Source organism: Streptomyces sp. CA189 (assembly GCF_056428985.1).
On the sequence record NZ_JBWJVM010000017.1, the window covers coordinates 55,656 to 82,358 of the forward strand.

Sequence of the window (26,703 nt, forward strand, 5' to 3'; positions counted from 1 at the left end):
GGTATGCCCCTTCCTCTGTCGAAACGGCGGGAGTTGCCGGTTGCGGGGCGTGATCGCGCAACCAGTAAGGTCCCCGCATGGAAGATCGAAGCGTAGTCGGTCGGTCACTGTGCGCAGTCGTCGGTGTCTCGGGAGAATCGTTCCTGACCCTGCTGCGCGCTGCGCTGCGGGGCAGCGGGCCCGCCCTCCTGCCGGTCAGCGGCCGACTGGCGCTCCCGGCGCGCGAAGCCCTCCTGGCGGCGCTCCGCCCGACGAGCGTCCGGACGCCGGCCGGTGAGCGCCCCTATCCGGGAGGCCTCCCGGTGGCGGAGGAAACGGCCCTGGTCGTGGCGACCTCCGGGTCGACCGGATCACCCAAAGGGGTGGAGATCACGGCCGCGAGCCTGATCGCTGCCGCCCGCCTGTCCCTGGACCGGATCCTTCCTTCCGGGTCAGGTCCGGGGACACGCGGATCCGCCGGATCCCGTGACGGCGGGGGAGGCCGCCGGGTGTCCTGGCTGTGTGCGCTGCCCCTCGACCACATCTCGGGGATCCAGGTCCTCGTCCGCGGTCTGGTCGGCGGCACCCGGCCCGTCTTCCTCGACCGGTTCTCGCCCGAAGCGGCCCTGGCGGCGGCGGAGACCGGATGCGCCCTGACGTCCCTGGTCCCCACCCAGCTGCACCGCCTGACCTCGCTGGGCCGGGACCTCTCGGCGTTCCGGACGATCCTGCTGGGTGGGGCGCGCGCGCCGGCGGGGCTGGTCGAGGAAGCCCAACGCCTCGGAGCCCGGGTCGTTTCCACGTACGGCATGACCGAGACCGTCGGCGGCTGCGTGTACGACGGCGTACCCCTCGACGGTGTCCGCGTGAGCACCGAGGCGGGCTCCGGGCGGATCGTCCTGGACGGACCGGCCCTGTTCTCCGGCTACCGCCTGGACCCCGACCGGACCCGCGAGGCGTTCGGCCCGGACGGGTTCCGCACGAGCGACACCGGACTGGTGGACGCGGACGGCCGGCTGACCCTCCACGGCAGGCTGGACGACATCGTCATCAGCGGCGGCAAGAACATCGCCCCGGAGCCGGTCGCCGTACTCCTGGAGGCCCACCCCGCAGTACGCGAGGCCGTGGTCACGGGGCGGCCCGACCCGGAGTGGGGGCAGTGCCTCGTGGCCGCGGTCGTGCCCGCCGACCCCGTCAGGCCGCCGTCCGAGGCCGAGCTGAGGACCTGGGTCCGCGAACGGCTCGCCCCCTGGGCGGCCCCGCGCCACGTCACCTTCCTGCCCTGCCTTCCCCGCCTCCACGGAGGCAAGACCGACATGACCGCACTCACCGCGCTGCTCGACCGCGACCGTACCGTCCTTGGGAGGACTCCATGAGCACCGAGACCCATGTCCCCGGCCCCGCCTACGCCTTCGACAACTCCAACGAACACGCCGAGGGCCAGCACGACAGCCTGGCCCGGCTCCTGGATCCCTTGACGTGCCGGCGCCTCGCCGCCACCGGGCTCCGGTCCGGCTGGCACTGCCTGGAGGTCGGAGCCGGCGGCGGCAGCGTCGCCCTGTGGCTCGCCGCCCGGGTGGCGCCCGGCGGCAGCGTCCTGGCCACGGACATCGCACCGCACCGCATCCCCGAGGCCCCCGGCCTGAGCGTCCGCGCCCACGACGTCACCGGCGACCCGCTGCCCGAGAGCGCCTACGACCTCGTTCACGCCCGGTTCGTCCTGAGCCATCTGCCCGACCGCACGGCGGTCCTCGGGCGGCTCCTGCGCACGCTCAAGCCGGGCGGCGTCCTGCAGGTCGACGAGCTCGACACCACGCACTGGCCCGTCGTCACCGCACACGACGAGCACCACGCCCGGGCGTACGCGGTCTACCGGGACACCCTCGTGGCCGTGCTGAGGCAGGCCGGAGCGGATCCCTCATGGGGCCCCGGGGTGGCCCAGGCACTGGTCGACACCGGGTACACGGGCATCGACGCGCACTGCCACACCGAGGTCTGGGACCGGACCTCGGCCGGGGCGGCACTGATGCTCAGCAACAGCCACCACCTGGAACCGGGGTTGCTGCGCGCCGGGCTGGACCAGGACACCCTGCGCACCGCCCGGGCGGCCTTGGCGCACGAGGCGTTCCGTGCGGTGTCCTTCACGGTGCACACCGTGCAGGCCCGCCGCCCTTGAGCCGCTGCGCCAACCCCGTCCACGTCCATGCGCCAACCCCGTCCACGTCCATGCGCCAACCCCGTCCACGTCCATGCCCCAACCCCGTCCACGTCCATGCCCAAGCCCATGTCCTGAAAGCGAGCGACCACCACGTGAGCAGCAGCACTCCGCTCAAGGTCACCACCGTTCACGTGCCCGACCCCGGACCCCTGGCCACCCTGCCTCCCGGCCCCTCCGGCATGCTGTGGCTGCACCGGGGGGACGGACTGGCGGCATGGGGGGAAGCCGTCCGCCTGGAGACCACCGGCCCTGACCGCTTCCGCGAGGCCGACCGCCTGTGGCGGGAGTGGACCGCGGCGGCCGTCGTGGACGACGAGGTCCGCCTGCCGGGCACCGGCCCCGTCGCCTTCGGGAGCTTCACCTTCGCCGCGGCGGGCACATCGGCGCTGGTGGTACCCCGCGTCCTGGTCGGGCGCCGGGCCGGCGTCTCGTGGATGACCACCGTCGGACCGCCTCCCGGCGCCGTTCCCAGGCAGGAGCTCGGCCCGTTGCCGCAGGCGGTCTGGCGCCACGATCCGGCCGCGAGGCCCCGATGGCACCAGGCCGTCGGCGAGGCCGTGCGCCGGATCAACGACGGCGAGGCCCGCAAGGTCGTCCTCGCCCGGCAGACGACCGGCGAACTCAGCCACCCCGCGGACCTCCGCACGCTGGCCGCCACCCTGTCCGACCGCTACCCGGACTGCTTCAGCTTCGCCGTCGACGGCCTCGCCGGTGCCACGCCCGAACTCCTCGTCCGACGGACCGGACGGCAGATCACGTCCATCGTCCTGGCCGGCACCTCCTGGCCGGGCGGCACCACCCCGATCGGCACCGCGAAGATCGCCGAGGAGCACGGCTACGCGGCCGCCTCCGTCATCGGCGCGCTGGGCCCGCTCTGCGCCGAACTGCGCCCCTGCGCGGAGCCGGAACTCCTGCACCTGCCGCACCTCACACATCTGGCCACCCGCGTCGACGGCAGCCTCCTGGACGAGAGCCTGTCCTCCCTCGGGGTCGCGGGGACGCTGCACCCCACCGCGGCGGTGGGAGGAACACCCACCGGCCGGGCGCTCGACCTGATCCGGGCCTTGGAGGACACCGACCGGGGCAGGTACGCGGCCCCGGTGGGCTGGCAGGACGCCAACGGCGACGGCGAGTGGTGCATCGCCCTGCGCTGCGCGGCCATCGAGGGAAGCCGCCTGCGGCTGTACGCGGGCTGCGGAATCGTGGCCGGCTCCGAACCGGAAGCCGAGTGGCAGGAGACGGAGGTGAAACTGACCGCGATGCGCAGCCTCTTCGAGGAAAGGGTGCCCGCCCTCAGGTAGGCGGACACGCCGTCCGGCGGGTGCGCCGCGGCCCGGCCGTTCTCGCCACCGCCGCCCTGCTCGTGAGGGCCTTCGTCCCCGCGGACACGCCCTTCAGCAGGCGGGCGACGCCGGCCGCGTAGGCGATGCCGAAGAGGAGCGAGGCGAGGAACGCCGCGTGCCGGGAGAACCCGTCGATGAGCGGGAAGATCTGCCAGTGGGTCAGGTAGATGTACAGGGAGCTGGTCGCGAGGAGGCCGGCCAGTTGGTTGAGGCGCTCGCGGCTGGGGAGGCTGGGCACCCAGACCAGGAGTACGAATCCGGCGAGGATGATCGCCTCGCGCCCGGGGTCGCCGGGGAAGAAGCCCGGCACGGTGGCCAGGGCCACGGCCGTGACCAGCAGGCGCTGTCGCACGGTGGCGGCCTTAGCCGCCGCCCAGCCGAGGGCGAACAGCCAGAAGACCGTGACGGCGTCCGGGATCTGCCCGCGCTCCGGCAGGCCGACGAGGTCGTAGCGGGTGAGGAGCCCCAGGCCGGCGAGGGCCAGGGGCAGGGCGTAGGGGAACCGGCGCTCCGCCCGGTCCACCGCGGGCAGGCCCAGGAGGACGACGGCGGCGATCAGGATGTAGACGAGGGCCTCGATGAACCAGAAGTGCATGCCGGTCTTGAGGCCTTCGGGCCCCAGGACGCTGTCGAGCAGGAAGAGATTGGCGAGCGTGTAGTCGTCGTTGAGGAGCAGGATCAGGCCGATCCAGGCCGTGCTGGGCAGTGCGACGCGGGCGAGGCTGGTCCAGCCCCGGCGTACGCGTACGCGCCGTTCGGCGGTGGTGAGGTGGAAGCGGGCGAAGTTGTATCCGGCGACCGCGAGCAGGATGTGCGCCCCGCCCTTGATGCCGAAGACCTGGATGTGCGAGCCGACGATGCAGAAGATCGCCAGGGCGCGGAGCGCGACGCTCGTCTCCAGGGTCCGCCTGCGGGAGGTCTCCGCGTGCGCGGGCGGCCTGAGATCCCGGATCGGTGTGGTGTGCCAGCCCGCCGGCAGGTGGCCGAGGCGCTCTTCGAGCTGGATCGACATCTCCACGTACGAGAGCGAATCGCCGCCCAGGCTGACGAAGGAGCTGTCCTCCGTGGCGTCGGGGCGGTCGAGGACCCGGGCGTAGAGCAGGCGCAGGCTCTCGGGGGCGCCCTTCGGGGCGGCTTCGCGGCCGGTGGTGGCGTCGGGCGCCTGGCGGGCCGCTTCGCGCACCGCACGGTAGTCGGGCTTGCCCGAGGGGAGGCGGGGGAGGGCGGGCAGGACGCGGACGTGGACGACGCGGGCCGGCAGACCGCACTCCTCGGCCACGCGCCGGGCTATCCGGCGGGCATCGGAGTCGTCGCCGCCGACGGCCGCGATGCGCAGCGCCTCGTCGTCGCCGGTGCACAGGGCGCTGACGCCGTGCCGGGCGAGCATCGCCTCGACCTGCCCGGGGTCGATGCGCAGGCCGAGGATCTTCGCGAACCGGCTGCTCCGGCCGACGATCTCGTACAGCCCGTCGGGGGCGCGGCGCGCGATGTCGCCGGTGGGGAGCTCGTGCACGGTCCGGCCGAGCGCGAGGTCCGCGGGGGTCCGGGCGTAGCCGAGCATGACGTTGGGGCCCGAGTAGACCAGTTCGCCGGTGTTCTCGTCGGGGCTGTGGGCGCCGTCGGCGGGGCCGTCGGGCAGCGGCCGGAGCCGGAAGGAGCCGCCGGGAATGGGGATCCCCGCCGCCTCGGGGCGGGATTCCGCGAGGTGCGGCGGCAGGTAGGCCATGCGGGCCGTCGCCTCGGTCTGGCCGTACATCACGAAGAGCTTCCAGCCGGCGGCGCGGCCGAGCGCGGCGTACCGCCGGACCCGGTCGGGTGCCAGGCGCCCGCCCGCCTGGGTGACGTAGCGCAGGTGGGGCAGTTCCATGGCGGCGAAACCGACCCGGTCGAGCAGGTCGAAGGTGTACGGAACCCCGGCGAGGGCCGTCCCCCGGCCGGCCTTGAACAGCTCCCAGAAGCAGGTGTCGGCGACCGACAGGTCGGTCAGGATCAGTCCGGCCCCGCGCAGGAGGTGGCTGTGCACGACGGACAGGCCGTAGCAGTAGTGCAGGGGCAGGGTGGTCGCGGCGCGGTCGGTGTCCCGGATGTCCAGGTACTGCGCGATGGACTCCGCGTTGGCCTGGAGGTTCTCGTGCGACAGCCGGACGAGCTTCGGCGATCCGGTCGAGCCCGAGGTGCTCAGCAGCAGCGCGAGGTCCGGGTGCAGCTCGTGCGCCGAGACCTCGCGGCGCTCGTCGAGCCGCATCTCCCCGCCTTCGGGGCGGGCCACGACGTCCGGGTCGTACGCGTCGATCAGGGACTGGACGGCTTCGGGGTGGTCGCCCGGCACCAGGAGGACGGGGTGCCCCGCCGCGAGGGCGGCGAGGTGGACGACGAGGGCGTCGACGGTGTTGGAACCGACCAGCAGGACGAGACGGCGTTCCCTGCCGAGGCGGCGGGCCGCACTGTCCACGCGCGCGGCCAACTCGGCATAGCTGACCGGGCCGTCGGCCGTGATGACGGCGGTCCGGTCGCCGTGGGCGGCGAGGCCGAGGGCGAACGGGACGGACGCGGTGCCTGGGAGGAGGTCGGGAAGGACTGTCACGGACGAATCTTAGGAAAGCCTTACCTCGCCCGATAGTCACAGGAAAGTCACAGATGGCTCATGGAAGATCCACAGGAAATTAAGCGGTAGGGTCGGCTCCGCCGATGGGTGGGTGCGACCGGATTGTTGCGTGCGTCACCCTTGACCTTTAGGTTAGCTTTACCTTACTTATGGGGCGGTACCCGTTCTCCACTGCCCCTGTAGGAAGGCTTCCCATGCGACGCCCCTTGGTCCGACGCCTGACCGCGCTCTTCGCGGCGGCACTTCTCCTCCCCGCCGTCGCAGGCTGCGGGGTCGACGAGGACGACGCGGGGCTCGTCATCTACTCGGGCCGCAACGAGAAGCTGGTCAAGCCGCTCCTCGACGAGCTGGAGAAGGCCGTCGGCACCACGGTCGCCGTCCGCTACGGCGAGAGCGCCGAACTGGCCGCCCAGATCCAGGAAGAGGGCGACAAGACCAAGGCCGGGCTGTTCTTCTCCCAGGACGCCGGCGCCCTCGGGGCCCTGTCCACGAAGGGCATGCTGGAGAAGCTTCCGCAGGCGTCCCTCGACAAGGTGGACCCCGGCTTCCGCGGTGGCGCGGGTGACTGGGTGGGCACCTCCGGGCGGGTCCGCGTCCTCGCGTACCACCCCGGACAGGTGTCCAAGGTGCCGGACACCGTCCACGATCTGGTCAAGCCGGAGTGGAAGGGGAAGGTCGGCTACGTCCCGACGAACGCCTCCTTCCAGGCCTTCGTCACCGGCATGCGCGTCCTGGAGGGCGACGACGCCACCCGCACCTGGCTGAAGGGCCTCAAGGCCAACGAGCCGAAGGTGTACGACAACAACCTCAAGGTGCTGGAAGCGGTCGGCAAGGGCGAGGTCTCGCTCGGACTGGTCAACCACTACTACTGGTACGAGCAGGTCGCCGAGAAGGGCGAGGCCAAGGTCAAGGCGAAGATCCACTTCCTCCCCGGGGGTGACGCGGGCGGTCTCGTCAACACCGCCGGTGTCGCCATCCTCAAGGGAAGCGACCAGGCCCCGGTCGCCCAGAAGGCCGTCGACTTCCTGCTCTCGGAGAAGGCGCAGAAGTACTTCGCCGAGGACACCAAGGAGTACCCGCTCGCCTCGGGCGTGACCAGCACGGTCAAGGGCCTGCCGCCGCTGGCCTCCCTGGACGCCCCGAAGATCGACCTCGGGAAGCTGGAATCGCTTCAGGAGACCCTGAAGATGCTCCAGGAAGCCGGGATGGTCTGACCTCCATGCCCGCCACGGATCCCGGCACGCCGACGGATCCGGCCACCGCCCACCGCCCGGACGGCGCCACCGCGCCGACCGGGCGGTGGCGTGCCGGACGCCGGCCACCTGCCGTCCTGCTCGTTCCCGCGGCCGTCGCCGCGGTGTTCGCCCTGCTGCCCCTCGGCTACCTCGCCGTCCGCTCCCTGGAGCGCGGCCCGGCCTTCGCCTGGGACGTCATCGCCGACGAGCGCACCGCCCAACTGCTCGGCCGCAGCCTCGGACTGGCCGCCGTGGTCGTCTCGGCCTGCCTGGTCCTGGGCGTCTCCCTGGCCTGGCTGACCGTACGCACCGACCTGCCCGGCGCCCGGGCCTGGTCGGTGCTGGTGACCCTGCCGCTCGCCGTGCCGAGCTACGTCGCCGCCTTCGCCTGGCTCTCCGCCTTCCCGGAGCTGGCCGGCTTCACCGGGTCCGCCCTCGCGCTGACGCTGGTGAGCTTCCCGTACGTCTACCTGCCCGTCACCGCCGCCCTGCGCGGCACCGACCCGGCGCAGGAGGAGGTGGCCCGCTCCCTCGGCCACGGCCCGCTCAAGACCTTCCTGCGGGTGACGCTGCCGCAGCTGCGGCCCGCCGCCGCCGGCGGGGCGGTCCTCGTCGCGCTGTACGTGTTCTCCGACTTCGGCGCCGTGTCGCTCATGCGCTACGACACCTTCACCCGCGGCATCTACACCTCCTACCGGGCCAGCTTCGACCGCACCCCGGCCGCCGCCCTCAGCATCGTCCTCGTGGTGATGACGATCGCCCTGGTCGCCGCCGAGGCGCGGACCCGCGGCCGGGCCGGCCACGCGAGAACGGGCGGCGGCACCGCCCGCCCCGCCGTTCCCGCCGCGCTGGGCCGCTGGCTGGCGCCCGCGCTGGCCTGGTGCGCGGCGGTCACCGGCGTCGCCGTCCTCACCCCGCTGGCGACGCTCGGGTACTGGCTGGCCGTCGGCAACTCCGCGACCTGGGACCCGGCGACGCTCCTCGACACCGCCGCCACCACCCTCGGCGTCGCCGCCGCGGGAGCCGCGTTCACCACCCTGCTCGCCCTCCCGGTCGGCGTGATCGCCGCGCGCTACCGCGGCCGGACCGCCCGACTGCTGGAGCAGTCGGCCTACGCCGGGCACGCACTCCCGGGCATCACCGTGGCCCTGTCCCTGGTCTTCTTCGCGGTCCGCTACGCCGAACCGATCTACCAGGAACTCCCGCTGCTGGTCTGCGCGTACGCCGTGCTCTTCCTGCCCGTCGCCGTCGCGGGCACCCGCGCGGCCGTGCTCCAGTCCCCGCCCGTCCTGGAGGACGTCGCCCGCTCCCTCGGCCGCACCCCGCTGCGGGTGCTGCGCGAGGTGACCGTGCCGCTGGCCGCCCCCGGGGTCGCCGCCGGAGCCGCGCTCACCTTCGTCGTGTGCATGAAGGAACTCCCCGCCACCCTCCTGCTGCGCCCCACGGGAATGGACACCCTGGCCACCCGCCTGTGGACGGAGACCGGCACCGGATCCTTCGCCGCCGCCGCGCCCTACGCCGCGGCGCTGATCCTGCTGGCCGCCATCCCGTCCTACCTCCTCGGAAGGCACCGCACATGACCGACCTGCAGATCGCCGGACTGGCCAAGGCGTACGGCCCCGGTGCGGCGCCGGTCCTCGACGGCCTCGACCTCACCCTCCCCGGCGGCGCGCTGACGGCGGTCCTCGGCCCCTCGGGCTGCGGCAAGACCACGCTGCTGCGCATCATCGCGGGCTTCCTGCGCGCCGACGCGGGCACCGTCACCCTCGACGGACGCGTGCTCAGCGGCCCCGGGGTCCACCTTCCGCCCGAACGCCGCCGCATCGGCATCGTGCCCCAGGAGGGCGCGCTCTTCCCGCACTTGAGCGTGGCCCGCAACGTCGCCTTCGGCCTGACCGGACTCGACCGGTCCGCCCGGCGGCGGCGCACGGAGGAGATGCTCGAACTCGTCGGACTGGCCGGCTACGGCGACCGCATGCCGCACGAGCTGTCCGGCGGCCAGCAGCAGCGCATCGCCCTGGCCCGGGCCCTGGCGCCGCAGCCCGCCCTGGTCCTCCTCGACGAGCCGTTCAACGCCCTCGACGCCGCCCTGCGCACCGGCGTACGGGCCGACGTGCGCGCGGCCCTGCGCGCCACCGGCGCCACCGCCCTGCTCGTCACCCACGACCAGCAGGAAGCCCTGTCGACCGCCGACCTCGTCGCCGTCGTCCGGGACGGCCGGGTGGCGCAGTGCGCCACACCGCACGAGGTGTACAGCCGTCCCGCCGACCCCTGGGTCGCCGCCTTCGTCGGCGACGCGGTACTGGTCTCCGGCACCGCGGACCGGGACGCGGCGGCCACCGTGCTCGGCCGCATCCCCCTGACGGACCCGCCCGGCCCTCTCCGCGAGGGCGTGGTGCTGTTGCGGCCGGAGCAGCTCCGGCTGACCGACCCGGACGCGGCCCAAGCCAGCGGCACGGTGACCGACGTCCGCTTCTACGGTCACGACGCCATGGTCACCGTCGCCGTCGACGGCATCGACGAGCCCATCGACGTCCGGGTCCCCAGCCCGGCCGTGGCCCGGCCCGGGGAGCGCACGGGCATCGAAGTGACGGGGGAGGCGACCCTGCACCCCGTCGTCGGATCGTCACCCGGAGCGTGCCGGCCGCTGCTCTGACCGCCGTTCAGGTCCTCACCCCGGTGGGCGCGGACCTGGACGTGGACGTGGACGTGTACGGCCCGGCTCGCTCCGGGCCGGGGTCAGGACTTCGGCACGGTGTTGATGTGGTTGGTGCCGGCGCTTTGAAGTGCTCTCCCGGCTGAAGCCGGGAGATTCCTGCTTACCTTGCGGCAGCGGGCTTGACGCGCTTGGCGCGCCTGACGACTGCCCTCCCGGCAGCCGGGACGAGCGCGAGGCCCATCCGGTACAGATGCAAGACGTTGCGGGCCGCGTTGTGGTCGGCGTTGCCCGACCAGCCACAGTCCGGGTTCTTGCACACGAACACAGCCTGGGACTCCCTACTACCCGGCGTGGTGACACCGCAGACGGAGCAGCGTTGGGACGTGCCGGGGGCCGGGACCTTGTGCAGGGTCCCGCCGTGCCGGGCGGTCTTGTACGCCAGCATGGTGACCGTCCGGCCCCACGCCTCCCCGCTGATGGCACGGTTCAGCCCTGACTTCTGGGCGACGTTCTTCCCCGGCTCCTCGATGGTTCCCTTGGCCGACTTGACCATGTTGGTGATGGTCAGTGCTTCGACCACGACGGTGCCGTAGGTGCGGGCGATGGTCGTAGTCGTCTGATGCTGCCAGTCCAGGGCCCGGCGCTTGGCTTTCGCGCGGAGTCCAGCGATCTGGTCGTAGGTGCGGTGCAGCCGGCCGCTGGTGCGCTCGCTGCGGTGGTGCTTACGCCTTGCAGCGCGCTGCTCCAAGCGCAGGAGCTTGGCCTTCTCCTTGTCGTTCAGCCATTCGCCGTGCTCGTACGTTTCGCCGTCCGAGAGGGCGATCGGGACGGTGACGCCCACGTCGATGCCGATATCCGACCCATGGCGGGGTGCGGGCTTGACCTCAAGGGTCTGAACACGGAAAGCGATGTGCCAGCCGAGCGCGTCCTTGACCAGCCGGGCCCCGGTGATCCGGTTCTCCGCGCCTGCGTGCTTGCCGACCGGAAGGTCTTTGGTCCACCGGAAGCGGACCCGGCCCACCTTGGGAATGTTGGCCATGCCCCATCGGCGGTGCACGCGGACGATGTTCAGGTCGCGGCCCTGCGGGATGTCCACGGACATCACCGTGCGGATGCGGCCCTTGAAGTTCGGGGCGTCGGCGCGGCCCTCCCAGCAGTTCTTCCACGCCCGGAAGTACGTCTTGAGCACCGCTTGCGCGGCCTGCGCGGGCAGGACGGCGAGAAAGTCGATGTCCTCGCGGGCCTGCCGGATCGCGGCGTCCGCATTCGCCAGGTTCCGCTTATCCTTCGGCATCATCCGCCACCACGCGTGCAGCAGGTTCCACAGAGCGCGGGCCGCGTGCGCCTGATCATCCGCCGCGCGAACCCTGGCAGGAGACAGCGCAAGCCGGGCACGGTGCCCGAACTGCCGCTTGACCAGGGTGTCTTGACTCACAATCGGGAACCTAGCATTGGTTTATGTCGCCGCGCTGGAACCCGAATCCCGATGTCAGAACCGGTCGCCATATTGTCTACAACCTGCACGTTCACTTGGTTTTCGTCACCAAGTACAGGCGGAAAGCGTTCACCGACGCCATGCTGACCCGTACCGAAGAGATCATGCGGGAGGTCTGCGCCGACTTCGAGGCTGAGCTGAAGCAGTTCAACGGAGAACAGGACCATGTGCACCTGCTCGTGCACTACCCGCCGAAAGTCCAGCTCTCCAAGCTGGTCAACTCCCTCAAGGGCGTCAGCTCCCGCAGGCTCCGCCAGGAATACGACAGCCACGTCCGCAGGTACCTGTGGGGCGGACACTTCTGGTCCGGCTCCTACTTCGCCGGATCATGCGGCGGAGCACCCCTGACCGTCGTCAAGCAGTACATCGAAAACCAGCAGCGTCCTGTCTGACCGTCACCCCGGAGAGGCAGAGCACTCCGGCGCTCCGCGCCTCCGGGCCAAGGATGGCCTTCACCCCCGCCCTGAAGAGCGGAGCACTAGCCAAGATCAGAGGTAGAATCCGTCCACCGTCTTCTGGACATCGGCCCGGGAAACGGCCTCACCGGCCTTGTAGTAGAACCAGTTGACCTTCATGTTCCACGTGCGCGAACCACCGGTGAAGGGAAGGTCGATGAACCAGTTGCTGAAATGCATGTCCATCTTCTCGCGCGGGACGTATTTGCCGGAGCTGGTGAACAGATCCTTGCCGTCCAGTGAATAGGTGACCTTTCCGTCCACGAAGGTGATCATCATGATGTGCCAGCCATCGAGGCGCTGCTTCTTGAGCGCGCGGGTGACCCGGTCCGGCGGATCGGCCTTGAACCAGCTCGTGGTGTCGAGCCTTCGAGGCGTCCTCTCCGAAGGGTGGTGTCGCGGACGAAGTGGAGCCGGTTCTCGATGGTCCACTGTGACCCGGAGAGTTGGCCCAGGCGCTGGGGCGAGGCTTCTTGCGAGGTCAGGCCGGTGATCGCGTAGATGGTCTGGCGGCTGACGGTGCCGGTCTTGAGGTCGGTGCGGTGGCGCAGGATGTGCACGGCCTGGACGGCGTGGGGGGAGCCGAGGTCGATGTCAGTGACCGCGAGGGCTCTGGTCGCCCGGGTCTCCGTGTGGCCGTGGCCGACCTCGCGGTCATAGCGCCGTGCGGTGACGTCCTTCCACGGCAGCGACCGCAGCTGCCGACCGAGCCCGGCTGGTTGGCCTTGACCCACCAGCAGGTAATGCGCCTTCTTCTCCTCCACCAGGAACTGCGTGCGGGCGCGCTGGGTGTGCAGGGCTTCAGCGGTGACGGTGACCCCGGTCAGGTCGAAGGGCTCCAACAGCGCGGCGAAGCAGGTGATTTCGTTCGTCTTGTCCGGAACCCGCAGCTGGGTGAGGGTCTGCCCGTCGCCGGGCATGGCGGCCAGCAGGTGGGCGGCGGGTGTGTGGCCGTGTCTGGAGTCTCGGGCGGCCTTGCCGTCCACAGCCAGCGACCGGGCGCCGCTGGGATCGGCGCCGGTCAGGTCGGCCAGGCCGCCGCGACAGAGCAGGTTGAAGACACGTCGGATCGTGGCGGCACTCGGCGCGATGCGCACCCCCAACGCACCCCGCCACGCGAGCGCCGAGGCGGGCCAGGGCGTGCTGCCGAGCGTTCGCGAACCCCTGGCCGATCGCCGAGTACGAGCGCGCCATCCACCACCGCACCTATCAGTGAGGTCGACCGTCCGAACCTGGCGACGTCTGCCGCCTGGCTACTTGGCGTCGATTCCGTCAACGGGTGCCGAGATCTGCTGTCATCCGCCGCTGTTGTCAGCCGTGATGGTCAGGTTCCGAGGCGCGTCGGAGCCCTCGCAACTGGCGGTAGATGCGGTACAGGCTGAAGAGTGCCATGCTCCCAGCGGCCGCTACCGGCCAGCCCACCGAGCCCCCGTTTCGGTACGTGGATATATCTCCGCAAAGCACCGTCAATGCAGTACGTACCGAGCAAGAGCCACGGCATGACCTTATCGACGGTGTCGCCATCCTTGAACGGATCCCTCACTGGCCCTCCCTGAATCACATGCTGTCGCACTCGCCCACACTCTCGCAGGTGATTCACCGCGAATCCCACTGCGGTGACGAGGTTTATCACCTGCCGGCCAAGCGCACCAGCCATGTCCGCCGCCGCTGGCTCACTTGCAGTCACACCTCGCCCTGGCGCACAGCCTTCCTGACTTGTCAATAACACTAAAGCGCGTACTGCTGCACTGGCCTGACGACCTGTCAGCTTTTCCATCGTGGGTAGGAAGGAGCAATCCGTCGCCCTCGGAATCGTGGGAACCGAGCATTACCTCCCAGTAATACGCGAAGGCTCCTCTTGATTGTAGGGACAAATAGGGCAACCTGAATCGAATGCCCAGCAGCGGTCACCGCTGACGAGTGGAGGCAGTAGGCTGCTCGCCGCCACAAGATCACTTGTGACTTATGCCACCCCATTTGCAAGGACGGTGTCCTCAAGGTGCGCGCTCTCGCACGCCAGAGACCTGGCAGCCGGCAGAGGCTGATAGCCATCGGTGTCTCGCTCGCAGTCTCAGTAACGGTCATCCAGGGCACGGAGTGGGCGCTCGCGCCTGCCGTCGCCTCGGCCGCCACGGTTCCGCCTTCGGTACCCAGCGTTACAGGTCTCTCTCCCTGGTCGCTGAATTCCCACAGCCAGGTCAATTACACGACCAGCGCAACCCCGACCTTCCGTGCCGTTGCAACGGCCGATGCGGGTAACTATTCAGGCCCAGTTCGAGCTCACGCCCGACCCGGCCGTCAACGACACGACTTACAACTACACGGGCCTGTCTGGCCGTACCTCGTCGGGCGCGGTTGCCGTGCACACCCTCCCGGCGGCCAATGACCTCCCGGACGGCAAGCATCTGCGGCTGCGGGTCCGGGCATATGACGGCACCAACTACGGTAGCTGGAGCGGCTACACCGCCTACACCGTGGACAGTGGCCGACCCGCCGCGCCCACCATCAGCTGCGCCGGCGTCACGACTGGCGGCTGGACCGCTTCGGTGCCGGACGGCACCCAGTGCACGCTGACCACCACGGCCGGCGACGGCCAGGGTTACGCATGGGGAATCGACGACTCTTCCGCGACCCAGCGCGTAATGGACACCTCCGGCAGCGGCACGGGCAAGCCGCTGACCATCAGCATCGGCGCGGGCACCGGGTGGCACACCCTCTACGCCCGAACCATCGACGCCGCCGGCAACCAGTCGGTGAACACCACCGGTTACAGCTTCGGTGTCGGCGAGGGCGGGGCAGCTCTGCTCACCCCGCTCGGCGGCGAGCGCACCGCCAGCCGGCTTTCGCTGTCGGCCGTGGGCGCCACCGATTACACCGGCGTCACCTACCAGTACCGGCTCGGCGAGACGGACAGCTGGAAAGACGTCCCCGCCGCCAAGGTCACCCGGACCTCCGACGGCTCGGCCGTCGCCTGGCCGCTCGCCGTCTCCGGCGGCGCCTCGGCGGCTCTGACTTGGAACGTCAAGGACACTCTTTCCGCAGACAGCCCGGTCGACGTCCAAGCCAAGTTCACCAAGGCCGGCGGTACCGGCTACACCCAGGTCTCGACCGTGACGCTCGACCGGATCGCAGGCGCCGCCCCCGTCCGCAACATCGGCCCCGGCAACGTCAACATGCTCACCGGCGACTTCGCGCTCGACTCGAGCGACGTGTCGTTCTTCGGCCTGAGCGTCTCTCGCACCGCGTCCTCGCGACAGCCTGACGCCGGTTCCACGCGGGCCGGCCAGGCCTCGATCTTCGGTCCGCAGTGGTCGTCGGGCGTCCGCGCCGAGACCACTGGCACCGACTGGGTGGCAATCGAGAAGACCTCGGCCACCTCGGTTGCCGCGGTAAACGAGGCGGGTCAGCGGATCGGCTTCACCGCCGTGTCCGGCAGCTGGGAGGCAGAGCCCGGCGTCGTGAACCTCACCCTCACGGGCTCACTGACCGGTTCCTTCAGTTTGAAGGACACTGACGGCCGCACCGCGACCTTCGCCAAGGTTGACCCGGCGGCGACCACTTGGGCGTTCGCGAGCAGCTTCCTGGCGACCACGAACTCCACGACGACTGTCGTCTCGGAGAAGGTCACCTTGAGCGGCGAGGTCCTCGCGCGACCGAAGTATGTCGTCGCCCCGACCAGCGCGGTCACCGCCGCCACCTGCGCTACCACGCCGTCTACTGCGGGCTGCCGGGTGCTGGAGTTCGAGTACGCGACCGCCACCAGCGCCACCGCGAGCACCTCAGGTGACTTCGCCGGGCAGGTCAGCCAGATCAAGCTGTGGTCGACCGTGCCCGGTGGGACGTCGAGTACCTCCACCGCCGTGGCGTCCTACGCCTACGACGTCTTGGGCCGCCTGCGTGACGTCTGGGACCCGCGACTGTCCTCCCCGCTCAAGACCGCCTACGGGTACGACACGGCCGGCCGGGTAGCGACCCTGACGCCTCCGGGCGAGCTTCCCTGGACGATGAGTTACGCCAAGGTTGGCAGCTCCTCGGTGGCCGGTGACGGCATGCTGCTCAACGTCTCCCGGGCCAACCTTGCTGCGGGTTCTGCGAGCACCACCGACGGCACCAACGCCGTCACCACCGTTGTCTACAACGTGCCGGTCAGCGGCTCCAACGCGCCGTACCAGCTCGCCACGGCAGACGTGAAGAACTGGCACCAGGCTGTCGCACCGACTGACGCCACCGCCATCTTCCCTGCCGACCAGGTTCCGGCTTCGAACGACGGTTCGTCCCTGACCGGCACCTCCTATGGCCGCGCCGCCGTCCAGTATGTTGATGCCTCCGGTCGCGACGTCAACGTCGCCGATCCCGGTGGCTACATCAACACCACCCAGTACGACCGATTCGGCAACGTCACCCGGTCGCTCAGCCCGGCCAACCGCTCGGTCGCGCTCGGCCTCACCGACGCTGACAAAGCCACGCAGGCGGACCTCGGCATCGGCTCGCTCAGCAGCGCCGATCGCGCCGAGCAGCTTGAGGACTACTCGTATTGGAGCGGCGACGGGCAGCGCGAGCTGGAGGTCTTCGGGCCGCTGCGCCGCCTCGACCTGGTCTCGGACTTCATGTCAGGCACCACTCTCCTGATCAAGGCCGGCACCTCGGTGACCGGTCGGCCATGGGCGGTGAAGGAGTACGACACCGGCCGTCCGACGGACGGTACTGCTGTGGCCTCCGACCTGCTGACCATCGTCACCTCCGGTCTGCGGGTCCGCGGCTTCAACTCCTTGCAGACCAACACGCGCGTTTCCCAGACCCAGTACGACTGGACCAAGGGTCTTCCCAAGCTGAACATTGTGGACGGCGCCGGCGCCGCCCTCAGCTACGGCACTGGCTACGACGCGCAGGGCCGGATCGTCAGCCAGGACCTTCCTGGTGCCAACGGCGCGGGCGCCGGCTCCCGGGTGACGGTTTACTGGAAGGGTGACGGCACGGGCTGGTGCAAGGGCCGCCCTGAGTGGGCTGACCAGGTCTGCTGGACCGGCCCGGCGGGTGACATCACCGGCGGCGGCAGCAACCCGACGAAGCTGCCGGACACCTCGTACGAGTACAACCGCTACGGCCAGGTCTCCGAGACCAACGAGGGCAGTGGCAGCTCGTACCGCAACACCTTCCTCAGCTACGACGCCGCGGGTCGGCTCACCACCACGCACATGACCGGCAACCTCGGTCAGGCGATCTCCGACAGCACCAACGCCTACAGTTCTACCAACGGGCGAACCACCACCACTTCGTCCACCAGCAGCGGCACGGTCACCCGCGCCTACGACAAGCTGGGCCGGCCGATCTCGTACACCGACGCCGACGGCGGCACCACCACCACCAGCTACGACCAGCTGGGCCGGATCATTACCGCCTCGGACAACGTTCCGTCGACCACCACCTACAGCTACGACTCAGCCGCCGAACCCCGCGGCCTCCCGACGAAGGTCGTCGACTCGGTAGCCGGCACGTTCACCGCCGCCTACGGCCCGAATGGCACCGTCTCCACCGAGCACCTGCCCGGCGGTTACACCCTCAACCAGACCCAGGACACCGCCGGGCAGACCGTCGACCGTACCTACACCAAGGACTCCGACGGCAGCACCGTGATGTCCGACAGCGTCTCCCGCTCGGTCTTCGGCCAGGTCACCACTCATGCCAACAGCGCCACCCTGAGTAGCCAGAAGTACAGCTATGACAAGGCCGGCCGCTTGGTCGAGACTCAGGACACCGCTGGCGGCGTGTGCACCGACCGCGCGTACACCCTGGACCGGCACTCCAACCGCACCGCGCTGACCACCACCACCGGCATCGCCGGCGCGGCGTGCAGCACGGGCGGAACCACCGTCAACCACAGCTATGACAGCGCCGACCGGATCGTCGACGCCGGATACACCTACGACGCGCTCGGCCGGACCACGGCGATGCCCGGAAGCACCGTGGGGTACTACTGGAACGACCTCGTCTACCAGCAGGTCAGTGGCAGCCAGCGGCAGACCTGGCAGCTGGACTCCACCCTCCGTCGCCGCTCCTTCACCACGGAGTCGAACGCCACGGGCAGCTGGGTGCCGACCGGCACGAAGGTGAACCACTACAGCTGCGAATGCGACAACCCGCGCTGGATCACCGAGGACACCGCCTCCGGAGCCGTCACGCGCAACGTGGCCGGTCTGACCGGGGGCATGGCCGCCACCACGAGCAAGACCGGCGACACCGTCCTTATGTTCACCAACATCCACGGTGACACCAACCTGAGCGTGCCGCTGGACACCACTAAGAGCCCCACCCTGGTGGATTCCGACGAGTTCGGCCAGCCAAAGGCAACCGGCTCCGCAGCCGCCCGCTACGGCTGGCTCGGTAACTATCAGCGGTCCGCCGAGACCACCAACGGCGCCATACTGATGGGTGCCCGGCTGTACAACCCGAACACGGGACGATTCCTCTCCCTCGACCCTGTATACGGCGGTAATGCCAACGCCTATATATATCCGGCCGACCCTCTGAACATGTATGACCTGACCGGCTTGTACTCGGTTAGCTGGGGTTGGTACAAGGTGACCATCACCTTGTCTAAGCGACAAAATGATGCCGTCGCCGCCGGAGGAGGCTGGGCCGTAGCCGCTATCGGTGGACTGAAGAACATGGGCTTCGTCGGCCGGGTAGCATACTATTCCCTCCTCGCTTACGGCGCTATGGCTTGGTGGGCCAGCCGGTACGGTAAGTGCCTCCGAGTCCACGTCGTTTACCATGGCGGGTATAACTGGGCTACTTTTGCGACATGTTCACGGTGGTGAATGAGGCGTGAAGAATCCGTTGGGAAACGATGGCATTCTAACGCGCGCAATTCCCTGGATCTCGATCGTTATCGCAATTACCCTGACGGTCGCCACGTTCTCAGGTGACTCTTCCATCACAATCAGGGCAGTGGTAACGATTGCAGCGGCGACGATAATTGCTCGCTGCGTCTATTTGATCATCCATTGGAATGAGGCGGCTCGACGAGACTGAGTAAACACTCACCGACGAGCTAGTCTCAATATTTCTGGACGGCCCGTCGATATCGACGGGCCGTTTCGGATTCTTTCGTGGGACGATTTCGGCCAGGCCGTTGGTCGGCCGCGCGAATGCGATCGACCTGCGGTTTCGTTTGGATCGCCGGGCAAGAAATCTGGATTCAACCCGGACGGCGGCCGCTTCCTGTCAATCGACCCGGTCTATGGCGGCAACGCCAACCCGTACAAGTACTGCTACGGCGACCCGATAAACCGCACGGACTTGAGCGGTAAGTGGTCGTACAGTACCTGGAGCCGCTAGTGGTCGCCCTACAAGCACATCCTCGTTAAATTGAACGCTTCGGAAACAGAATGGATGGAGTGGAGAGCTGGGTCAGCAGCCACATTCTTCTCCATACCCATGCCCTGAGTGAGCGGATGGGTTAAGGCTGTACGGGAAGTCCTGAGACTGTACGCTGACTATATCGCCATTATGGCCGGATGGGTGAGATTTACGGGTGGCTGCATAAGTCTCTATGCGGAATAGGTGCTAGATGGCCGAATTTGATCAGACGGTGAAGTTCAGACTCCTCGTTGCCCTGGATCTGTTCATAGCCATATTGTTTCTGGGGCTCGCAATGGTATTCGCGACCCAGAGCGCGGCATGGCTCACCTGCGTCTTCGCTGTAGGTGGTGTTGCCGCACTGTTTACCGCCTACAAAAGAAACCAGAGGAAGGTCGGATAGCCCGGCACCAACCGGTATAGCCAGTCTCTCTGAAGAGGTCAGGACCCGCCCTGTCAATGACGGGGCGGGTCAACTCGTTTGAGAGCGTCAAGGCGGGGGCCCAGCGCGGGATGACCGCCCCGGACCGGCTTCGCCGGCGGAGGCCGACCTGCTGCTGTGAAGCCGCCTGCGGTTGGTTCAGCGTCAGCGCCTTCTTCGTCCCCGCCGGGGCGGTACGAGAAGGAGCTCGCCCGGGCCGCGCGCAGACGGTGGCCCACGCGGCGGCGGAGCGGCAGAAGCGACGGCCGGTGTCCGCCGACTGCGGCACGACGCTTACCGGCGAGCACCGGGGACAGACCGAGCGCCGCCGCGGCAGGGGCGACGACCGACGAATGCCTGACTCTGGTGGCCCTGATGTCGTTCCTCGACCGCCGGTTCGACGCCCGCGTGGCGGAGCTGACCGGTTGGCGGGAGACCCATCTGCCGTGAGCGGCACGCAGCAGGCCCCCACCGGGCATCGCCCGGTGGGGGCCTGCTGCGCCTACCGACACCCCGTGCTCGCCAGCTTCCGCGTCCCGGGGAGCCTCACCCACAGGGGAGCCCCAGGTCCAGGCGGGCGGGGTCTCGGACGCGAGCCCCAACGATCGACCAGCGGGACCACTCGCCCACCTGGATGGTCCACCCCTGCGCTTGTCCGGCCTGGTGGAGGCGCAGCATGATCGCGTACTTGTGGGCTCTGGCCAGACGCATGGAGGCGACGAGGGAGTCCAGAGGCCCGAGGGCGAGTTGTAGGGCATAACCGAAGGGTAGGGCGGTGGGGTCGAGGGTTCCGAGGCCCGCAGCGGTGATGCGGCTGTTGGCGGCGATCCGGTCGAGGAGGTGGTCGACGCGTGATCGGAGTTCGGCGAGTTGGGCGGAGGTGTCGAGGACGTCCATGCGGCCGCCATCGTTGAGCTGCCACACAGTGCCCGCTCAGACCTTCACTGGCCAGGGCTGCCCCGTGTTCCGGTCGATCGGCAGTCTGGCGCCGGCGAGGCCGATGATCGGGGAGCCGGTCGTGGCGCTCGCTCCGGAGGCGTCCGTGTCTGTTGCGGACAGCTCGTCAAGGGCTTGGAGGACGGTGGCCAGGGTGGGCTTTCCCCAGTGGTCATCGGAGTGAGGGATGTTGTTGGTGATGTGGATGAGCGGTATGAAGTCGACCTGGAGATCGAGCCGGTCGAGGACTTCACGGTCGGAGCGGGCTCGGAAGGTCGCCTTGTGGAGGGGCGGGTCGTACAGCAGGTCGGAGTGTTTGAGGTCGTCTAGTTCCCATTCGGCGTCGGTGAGGTAGCACGTGTACGCGGAGGGTCGTCCTGCCGCCCACGGGTAGGTGCGGGTGATGACACCGGTCTTGAGGTCCTGGGCATCGCCGGGCACCAGCAGAGCGATGCCGTCGTCTCCGACAACCGGCTCACGGACTTGAGCTCCATCCTTGGTCATGGCGGGGCGGCTTGCTGGCGCGATCGGTGCGAGCTCGTAGGTGATGCGGCGGAGCCTGGCCTTGGTGCCGCGGCGTACGTCCCCGGGGATCTCCCAGGCAAGGTGCACGCGGGTTGGGAACTCGCCTGAGTCCTGCTCGTCGTCCGGCCACTCGGCGAAGTAGAGGCCCGGGTCCCAGGATCGCAGCAGGACGCGGCCCTTGGCCGGGTCCCAGGCAGGGAAGTAGACGGAGTCCCCGAGGAGGAGCGCGGTCCGCTCGGCCTGCTGAATGCGCAGGGGCAGGAGCTCCCTCTCTGCCCAGGCCCGGAGACGGTCTTGCACCGCGGCGCGGTGACCTCCCGAGGCCCGGCCGGGCGCTTCGGCCGGGTCGGGCTGCCGCTCGTCGTGCTGTTCGGCGTGATCGCCCCGCTGCTGGCGCCGCTGGTCGACCTCTTCCTGCTGTACGGCGTGTTCTTCGGCGACGCCGGCATCACCCTCACCAGCTGGGGCGGCTTCATCCTGCTCCAGGCCGCACTGTCCTGGTACGCCTTCCACCTCGACCACGAGAAGCCCTGGCACCTGATCAGCCTGCCGATCCAGCAACTGGTCTACCGACAGCTGATGTACATCGTCCTGTTGCAGTCCGCGATCACGGCGATGACCGGTGGCCGACTGCGCTGGCAGAAGCTCCGGCGCACCGGTGAGGTCGCTGTACCGGTGGAGGTCTGACCATGACTGCATTCATCGACCGCGGGCGACCGCAGGACACCGTCCAGTTGAGGGTCCTCGCCATTCCGCGACAGCCGGGGCCGGACCCGGTGCCGGAGCCGGAGCCCGAGGCGCCGTCCCCGCGCAAGGGCGGCCGCGACCGCTATCTCGACCTGCTGCGCGCGCTGGCGCTGGTCCGCGTGATGATTTACCACAACTTCGGCTGGTTCTGGCTGCCCCTCGTCTTTCCGTCCATGGGCGTGATGTTCGCGCTGGCCGGCTCGCTGATGGCCCGTTCGCTCAGCCGTCCCGCTCTCCGCGTGATCCGCGGCCGACTGCGCCGGCTGCTGCCGCCGATGTGGCTGTTCGGCGCCGTCCTGATCACCCTCCAGATCCTCGACGGCTGGGGCCCCGACTCCGACGGTCACCCCACCTGGTGGTGGATCAAGCTGGCGTTCTGGATCCTGCCGCTGAGCACTCCGCCGTACGGGGAGGGCCTGCCCGGTTTCGGCCGGGTGGAAGGAGGCTGGGCCCTGCAGATCACCGTCCCGCTCTGGTACCTCCGGGCCTGCCTCTGGTACGTGCTGCTCTCGCCGCTGATGCTCTGGGCGCTGCGAAGGCTTCCGTGGGTGACGCTGTTCAGCCCCCTGGCGCTGTTGATCGTCATGAACACGTTCTTCGCCGACCAGGAGTTCGTCTACGGCCGGGTCTGGGAGACCGCCAACGACTTCACCATGTTCGGCTCCTGCTGGATCCTCGGCATGGCCCACCAGGAGGGGCTGCTCAAGAAGATCCCGCAGTACGTACTGCCGTCCGTCGCGCCGCTCGTCATGGTGGCCGGCTTCTGGTACCTGCAGACCCGGCCGGTCGATCCGACCGTGCACACCGACATCGAGTCCTGGCCGATCGCCCAGGCCCTGTGGTCCCTGGGCTTCGTCGCCATCCTGCTCCACGTGAGCCCGTCCTGGGATCAGTGGCCCAGGCTGCTGGAGCGGTGGAACGGCCTGGTCAGCCTGCTCAACTCACGCGCTGTCAGCGTCTATCTGTGGCACCAGGTCGCACTGGTGGCCGCGATCCCGCTGATCGACCCCCTCTGGAGCGTCCCCTTCGTCTACGACAACTTCCAGTGGCTGCTGGCCAGCCAGTGGTTCACGCTGCTGGTGGCGATCCCGCTGGTCGCCCTGCTGGTGCTGACCTTCGGCTGGGTCGAGGACGTGGCCGCCAAACGCTCGCCGCGCCTCCTGCCCTACCCGCGCCGCCAACGGGGCAGACGCCGGGCCGCCGACTGACGGGTCTGCGCCTGCACCGGGGGCCGTCCACCGCCCGGCTTCCGGCCGCTCCGCGGTGGCGGCTCGCAGCACGCGCTCGCCCAGGGCGCGCAGTTACGGGGCCCAGTTCGGGCGGGCATTCTCGCGGCGGATCAGACGTGTCTCGCGGCGCCCCGCGCACGCGGCAGCGGCGCATCGCTGAGCGGACCCGAAGAGCAGGAAAGGGCCCTCTTGGCGGTCAAGTGCACCTGCAGCACTCCGATCCACACGAGGGCCGCGCCCAGCAGATGGAGCATCACGAGGAGCGAGGGCAGGGCCGTCACCGACTGCACCAGCCCCACGAGGCCCTGGCTCAGGAGCACGGCCAGGAAGGCGACCGCCTTGCGGCGCGCGGCGCCGAAGCCGTCCTTGGGCAACGCGGAGAGCAGGGCGCCGGCCAGGACCAGGACCGCCCCGGCCAGCACCCCGTGGACGATGGTCACAGCCGTCCAGTCGAAGGGCATCCGTGGCACATCGGAGGAGTCGCCCGCGTGCGGACCGGAGCCGGTGGCGAGCGTGCCCACGACGACCAGCAGGGCCGTCACGGCGACCAGGGCCGCCGACAGCGACCGGATCCGCGCGGCGGACCGCGGCGTGAGCGGGACCGGCGCGTCGGCCCGGTCGACCTCGCCGCTCGCGCCATCCGCACCCGCATCGGCACCCGCATCGGCGGACGCCGCGTGCCAGGTGTACACCGCGGCGGTGAGCAGCAGCGTGGCGGCGAGGAAGTGAGCGGCAACGATGTACGGGCTCAGCCGCATCCACACGGTCACTCCGCCGACGACCGCGTTGAGCATGACGATCCAGAACTGCGCCCAGCCTCCGCGCAGGACTGCGGGCATCGGCCTTTTCTGGAGGCGCGCGGTGATGATGACCCAGCCCACCACCGCGCACAGCGCCCCGGTCAGAAGCCGGTTCCCGAATTCGATGACACCGTGCATCCCCATCTCCGCGGTGGGGGCCAGCGTCTCTCCCGTACACATGGGCCAATCGGTACAGCCGAGACCGGAGCCGGTGACACGGACGATTCCACCGGTCACGATGATCGCGATGCTCGCCACGACCGAACCCAGTGCGGCCACTCTGACGCTTTTCGCTCCGAGCGAGTACCTGTCGGCAAGCCATGAGAGGGGAGTGCGCACGATCAGCCTTTCCTCAAGTTCCCTTTACGCGTCGCGGCGCGGGACCTCAGGGTACGCCGGGCGTTGACTCGGGCCTGACGGGGCGTCGTACACCCAGGGGGCGAGGGCGCGGGCCCGCAACGCGGCCGCGCCGTTCGCCCGCGAGGTCGGCGAGACGGTGCCGCGTCGTGCCGTCCGCCGCGAGGCCGGCGAGGGTCTCGCGACGGACGGGGGAGGGGGATCAGCGCAGTCCGGCGAAGAGATCGTTCTCGGGCAGGGCCGCGCCGGTGGCGTCCTTGACGCGCACGAAGGTCTCCGTGCCCATCAACTCGCCGAACCTCTCCACGCCCATCTTGAGGAAGAAGATGCCCTCGCCCTGACTGGCGTGCGCGGCCAGCGCGTCGAACTTCTGGCCGCTGAACGCGAGGGTGTCCACCCACGTGCTGATCTCGTCGTCGGGGAGGCCGATCTCGGCCATCGCGGCGGCCTCGGCGGGATCCGGCTCCGGCATGTCCTCATGGAACTCGCGCATGATCTCCCCGAACCGCCGCATCGAGGAGTGGGGCATCGTCGTCCAGTACACCTTCGGTGTCAGCGCGGTCATCTCCAGCGCCGCCATCGTGATGCGGTGGGCCTGGATATGGTCGGGGTGGCCGTAGAAGCCGTTCTCGTCATAAGTGACGACCACGTCGGGCCGGTAGTGGCGCATGAGTTCCGCGAGTCGGGCGGCGCCTTCCTCCACGGGGGTCTGCCAGAAGGACCCGGGGGCGTCGTTGCTCGGCCAGCCCATCATTCCGGAGTCGGCATAGTCGAGCATTTCCAGGTCACTGACCTTCAGGACGGCACAGCTCGCCTCGAGTTCTCGACGGCGCATCGCGGCGACGGCCGCCGGATCGTGCCCGGGCTCGCCCGGCTTCACACCCCCCGGTCCGTCACCGCAACCGCCGTCCGTACACGTCACGAGAACCGTGCGGATGCCTTCCGCCGCGTACCGGGCGAGGACTCCGCCGGTTCCCGTGGCCTCGTCGTCGGGGTGGGCGTGTACAGCCATGAGCGTCAAAGGCCGGTCAGTCATGAAACAGTCCTCCTGCAGAAATGCGTCGTGGTCCGAGTGCGCGGCGGGCGTACCGCGATCCTGGGGTCCGGATCCCGGTGGGGCGGACGACCTGGTGGTCTCCCTGTTCCCCCGCACGTTCGGCGCCGGTCCCTCGATGCAACCGCGCGGACCGGACCGCCTGTTCCCGGTGCGGCCACCCGGCCTCAGCGGGGACGAGCAGGCCTTCCTCAGACTACGGAGAGCAGGTCCACCACGAAGACGAGCGTTGAACCGGCCGGGATCAGCGGCGAGGGGGACTGGTTTCCGTAGCCGAGCCGCGGGGGAATGATGATCTCGCGCCGACCGCCGACCTTCATGCCCCTGAGCCCGCGGTCCCAGCCCTTGATGACCCTGCCACCGCCCACGGCGAACTTGAACGGCTGTCCCCGGTCCCAGGAGGCGTCGAACTCCCTTCCGGACTCGAAGGTGACCCCGACGTAGTGAACTCGGACGACCCTGCCCGGCTTCGCCTCCGGCCCGTCCCCGACGACGAGGTCCCGGATCGTCAGCTCCTGGGGAGCATCACCCCCGGGGAGTTCGATCTCCGGCTTCGTCGGTTCACTCATGGCAGCCTCATCGCTCTCCGCCGGAATCCCTCGTACGGACCAGCCGGGCGCATGGTCACTCCATGCAGCGTAACCCTGGGTGCCGCTGATCCACTTCCCCTGCGGTGGAGCACGGCCGACGCGGCGGGCCGGGGCGTCGTGACGGTGCGCATGCCGGGCGGCGCCGCACTAGCGGGTGGCGAGCCGCTCCAGGAGGGCGGCGCTGTGCGCGAGTACCGCCCGCTCCTCATCGGTGAGTTCGGCCTCGATGGCCTGCGCGAGCCAGCCGGCCCTGCGGCCGCGCTCCGCTTCGAGCGCGGCCCGTCCCGCGTCCGACAGTTCGACCAGCGACTTGCGCCCGTCCGTGGGGTGCGCGCGGCGCGTGATCAGGTTCTGCTCCATGAGGAGCCCCACCGCCCGGGCCATCGACTGGGGCCGTACGCGCTGATCGGCGGCGAGGTCGCTGGTGGTCATGGCGCCGTCGCGGTCGAGCGTGCCGAGCACGGCGACCTGGCCCAGCGGGATGCGGTCCTCGTGCTTGACGCGCCGGGTGAGCTTGCCCATCGCATGGCGCAGTTCGGCGGCAATGGCGGCGGCTTCCGAGGTGGGCATGAGGCACCTTACCCCGCTGGTCAGCGCCGTTGCGCGCGTGACCAGCACAGCAATGCTGTACAGCAAAACTGAACAGCATTGCTGTAGGGTTTGATTCGTCGGGCTCAGCGCCAGCGCTGTCGCAGC

General features: G+C 69.5%; 20 protein-coding genes and 1 pseudogene. 11 read left to right on the forward strand and 10 right to left on the reverse strand.

Annotated elements, in window-relative coordinates; all coding sequences use genetic code 11:
• The first annotated feature begins 77 nt into the window (after positions 1 to 77).
• The 3 genes from AC061S_RS16430 to AC061S_RS16440 all read left to right on the forward strand — a co-directional run bounded on the left by AC061S_RS16430 (position 78) and on the right by AC061S_RS16440 (position 3,498).
• A complete protein-coding gene (locus tag AC061S_RS16430) occupies positions 78 to 1,355 on the forward strand; it encodes an AMP-binding protein (protein WP_478686684.1) in 1,278 nt (425 codons plus the stop codon).
• Positions 1,352 to 2,155, forward strand: coding sequence for a class I SAM-dependent methyltransferase (locus AC061S_RS16435; protein ID WP_478686685.1), 804 nt, complete (start codon positions 1,352 to 1,354; stop codon positions 2,153 to 2,155). Before AC061S_RS16430 ends, AC061S_RS16435 begins: the two co-directional genes overlap by 4 nt.
• A gap of 134 nt (positions 2,156 to 2,289) precedes the next feature.
• Positions 2,290 to 3,498, forward strand: coding sequence for an isochorismate synthase (locus AC061S_RS16440; RefSeq protein WP_478686686.1), 1,209 nt, complete (start codon positions 2,290 to 2,292; stop codon positions 3,496 to 3,498).
• Here AC061S_RS16440 and AC061S_RS16445 read toward each other — a convergent pair.
• A complete protein-coding gene (locus tag AC061S_RS16445) occupies positions 3,491 to 6,124 on the reverse strand; it encodes an AMP-binding protein (RefSeq protein ID WP_478686687.1) in 2,634 nt (877 codons plus the stop codon). The genes AC061S_RS16440 and AC061S_RS16445 overlap by 8 nt on opposite strands.
• A gap of 215 nt (positions 6,125 to 6,339) precedes the next feature.
• Between AC061S_RS16445 and AC061S_RS16450 the strand changes: the two genes are divergently transcribed.
• The 3 genes from AC061S_RS16450 to AC061S_RS16460 are packed head-to-tail and all read left to right on the forward strand — an operon-like array spanning position 6,340 to position 10,036.
• Positions 6,340 to 7,359: an iron ABC transporter substrate-binding protein gene (locus AC061S_RS16450; RefSeq protein ID WP_478686688.1), complete on the forward strand. Its 1,020-nt coding sequence runs from the start codon at positions 6,340 to 6,342 to the stop codon at positions 7,357 to 7,359.
• 5 nt (positions 7,360 to 7,364) lie between these two features.
• Complete coding sequence (locus AC061S_RS16455) at positions 7,365 to 8,960, forward strand: ABC transporter permease (protein ID WP_478686689.1); 1,596 nt, start codon at positions 7,365 to 7,367, stop codon at positions 8,958 to 8,960.
• The gene (locus AC061S_RS16460) at positions 8,957 to 10,036 is read left to right on the forward strand and encodes an ABC transporter ATP-binding protein (RefSeq protein ID WP_478686690.1); all 1,080 of its coding nucleotides are present in this window, start codon (positions 8,957 to 8,959) and stop codon (positions 10,034 to 10,036) included. Before AC061S_RS16455 ends, AC061S_RS16460 begins: the two co-directional genes overlap by 4 nt.
• A 163-nt stretch (positions 10,037 to 10,199) precedes the next feature.
• Here the strand turns inward: AC061S_RS16460 and AC061S_RS16465 are convergent, their stop codons facing one another.
• Positions 10,200 to 11,474, reverse strand: a complete 1,275-nt coding sequence (locus AC061S_RS16465; protein WP_478686691.1) for an RNA-guided endonuclease InsQ/TnpB family protein — start codon at positions 11,472 to 11,474, stop codon at positions 10,200 to 10,202.
• A gap of 23 nt (positions 11,475 to 11,497) precedes the next feature.
• Between AC061S_RS16465 and tnpA the strand changes: the two genes are divergently transcribed.
• On the forward strand, positions 11,498 to 11,926 hold the full coding sequence (gene tnpA / locus AC061S_RS16470; protein WP_478686692.1) for an IS200/IS605 family transposase: 429 nt from the start codon (positions 11,498 to 11,500) through the stop codon (positions 11,924 to 11,926).
• A 96-nt stretch (positions 11,927 to 12,022) separates the two neighbouring features.
• On the opposite strand, the gene AC061S_RS16475 is transcribed toward tnpA, so the two are convergent.
• On the reverse strand, positions 12,023 to 12,268 hold the full coding sequence (locus AC061S_RS16475; protein WP_478686693.1) for a hypothetical protein: 246 nt from the start codon (positions 12,266 to 12,268) through the stop codon (positions 12,023 to 12,025).
• Entirely contained in the window at positions 12,265 to 13,086 is an 822-nt protein-coding gene (locus tag AC061S_RS16480; RefSeq protein WP_478686694.1) for an ISAs1 family transposase, read from the reverse strand. The genes AC061S_RS16475 and AC061S_RS16480 overlap by 4 nt, the downstream gene beginning before the upstream one ends.
• Before the next feature lie 1,152 nt (positions 13,087 to 14,238).
• On the opposite strand from AC061S_RS16480, the gene AC061S_RS16485 reads away from it, so the two are divergent.
• Together AC061S_RS16485 and AC061S_RS16490 are read left to right on the forward strand one after the other, a co-directional pair.
• On the forward strand, positions 14,239 to 18,807 hold the full coding sequence (locus tag AC061S_RS16485) for an RHS repeat-associated core domain-containing protein (RefSeq protein ID WP_478686695.1): 4,569 nt from the start codon (positions 14,239 to 14,241) through the stop codon (positions 18,805 to 18,807).
• Between the two features lie 283 nt (positions 18,808 to 19,090).
• Complete coding sequence (locus tag AC061S_RS16490; RefSeq protein ID WP_478686734.1) at positions 19,091 to 19,327, forward strand: RHS repeat-associated core domain-containing protein; 237 nt, start codon at positions 19,091 to 19,093, stop codon at positions 19,325 to 19,327.
• 988 nt (positions 19,328 to 20,315) lie between these two features.
• Here the strand turns inward: AC061S_RS16490 and AC061S_RS16495 are convergent.
• Positions 20,316 to 20,666, reverse strand: coding sequence for a hypothetical protein (locus AC061S_RS16495; RefSeq protein ID WP_478686696.1), 351 nt, complete (start codon positions 20,664 to 20,666; stop codon positions 20,316 to 20,318).
• A gap of 36 nt (positions 20,667 to 20,702) precedes the next feature.
• Positions 20,703 to 21,530 (reverse strand): hypothetical protein, encoded by an 828-nt coding sequence (locus AC061S_RS16500; protein WP_478686697.1) that lies wholly within the window; start codon positions 21,528 to 21,530, stop codon positions 20,703 to 20,705.
• Between AC061S_RS16500 and AC061S_RS16505 the strand changes: the two are divergent.
• Positions 21,528 to 21,917: pseudogene (locus AC061S_RS16505) on the forward strand (bi-functional transferase/deacetylase); the annotation flags it as partial. The gene AC061S_RS16500 and the pseudogene AC061S_RS16505 sit on opposite strands and share 3 nt — an antisense overlap.
• A gap of 2 nt (positions 21,918 to 21,919) precedes the next feature.
• Positions 21,920 to 23,185 carry an acyltransferase family protein gene (locus AC061S_RS16510; protein WP_478686698.1) on the forward strand — a complete coding sequence of 422 codons (1,266 nt, stop codon included), beginning with the start codon at positions 21,920 to 21,922 and terminating at the stop codon, positions 23,183 to 23,185.
• A gap of 131 nt (positions 23,186 to 23,316) precedes the next feature.
• Here AC061S_RS16510 and AC061S_RS16515 read toward each other — a convergent pair whose 3' ends face one another.
• The 4 genes from AC061S_RS16515 to AC061S_RS16530 all read right to left on the reverse strand — a co-directional run bounded on the left by AC061S_RS16515 (position 23,317) and on the right by AC061S_RS16530 (position 26,577).
• Positions 23,317 to 24,345 (reverse strand): COX15/CtaA family protein, encoded by a 1,029-nt coding sequence (locus AC061S_RS16515; RefSeq protein WP_478686699.1) that lies wholly within the window; start codon positions 24,343 to 24,345, stop codon positions 23,317 to 23,319.
• 220 nt (positions 24,346 to 24,565) lie between these two features.
• Positions 24,566 to 25,399 (reverse strand): PIG-L family deacetylase, encoded by an 834-nt coding sequence (locus AC061S_RS16520; protein WP_478686700.1) that lies wholly within the window; start codon positions 25,397 to 25,399, stop codon positions 24,566 to 24,568.
• Between the two features lie 209 nt (positions 25,400 to 25,608).
• Positions 25,609 to 25,986, reverse strand: coding sequence for an FKBP-type peptidyl-prolyl cis-trans isomerase (locus AC061S_RS16525; protein WP_478686701.1), 378 nt, complete (start codon positions 25,984 to 25,986; stop codon positions 25,609 to 25,611).
• A gap of 168 nt (positions 25,987 to 26,154) precedes the next feature.
• Positions 26,155 to 26,577, reverse strand: coding sequence for a MarR family winged helix-turn-helix transcriptional regulator (locus AC061S_RS16530; protein WP_478686702.1), 423 nt, complete (start codon positions 26,575 to 26,577; stop codon positions 26,155 to 26,157).
• Between the last annotated feature and the right edge of the window lie 126 nt (positions 26,578 to 26,703).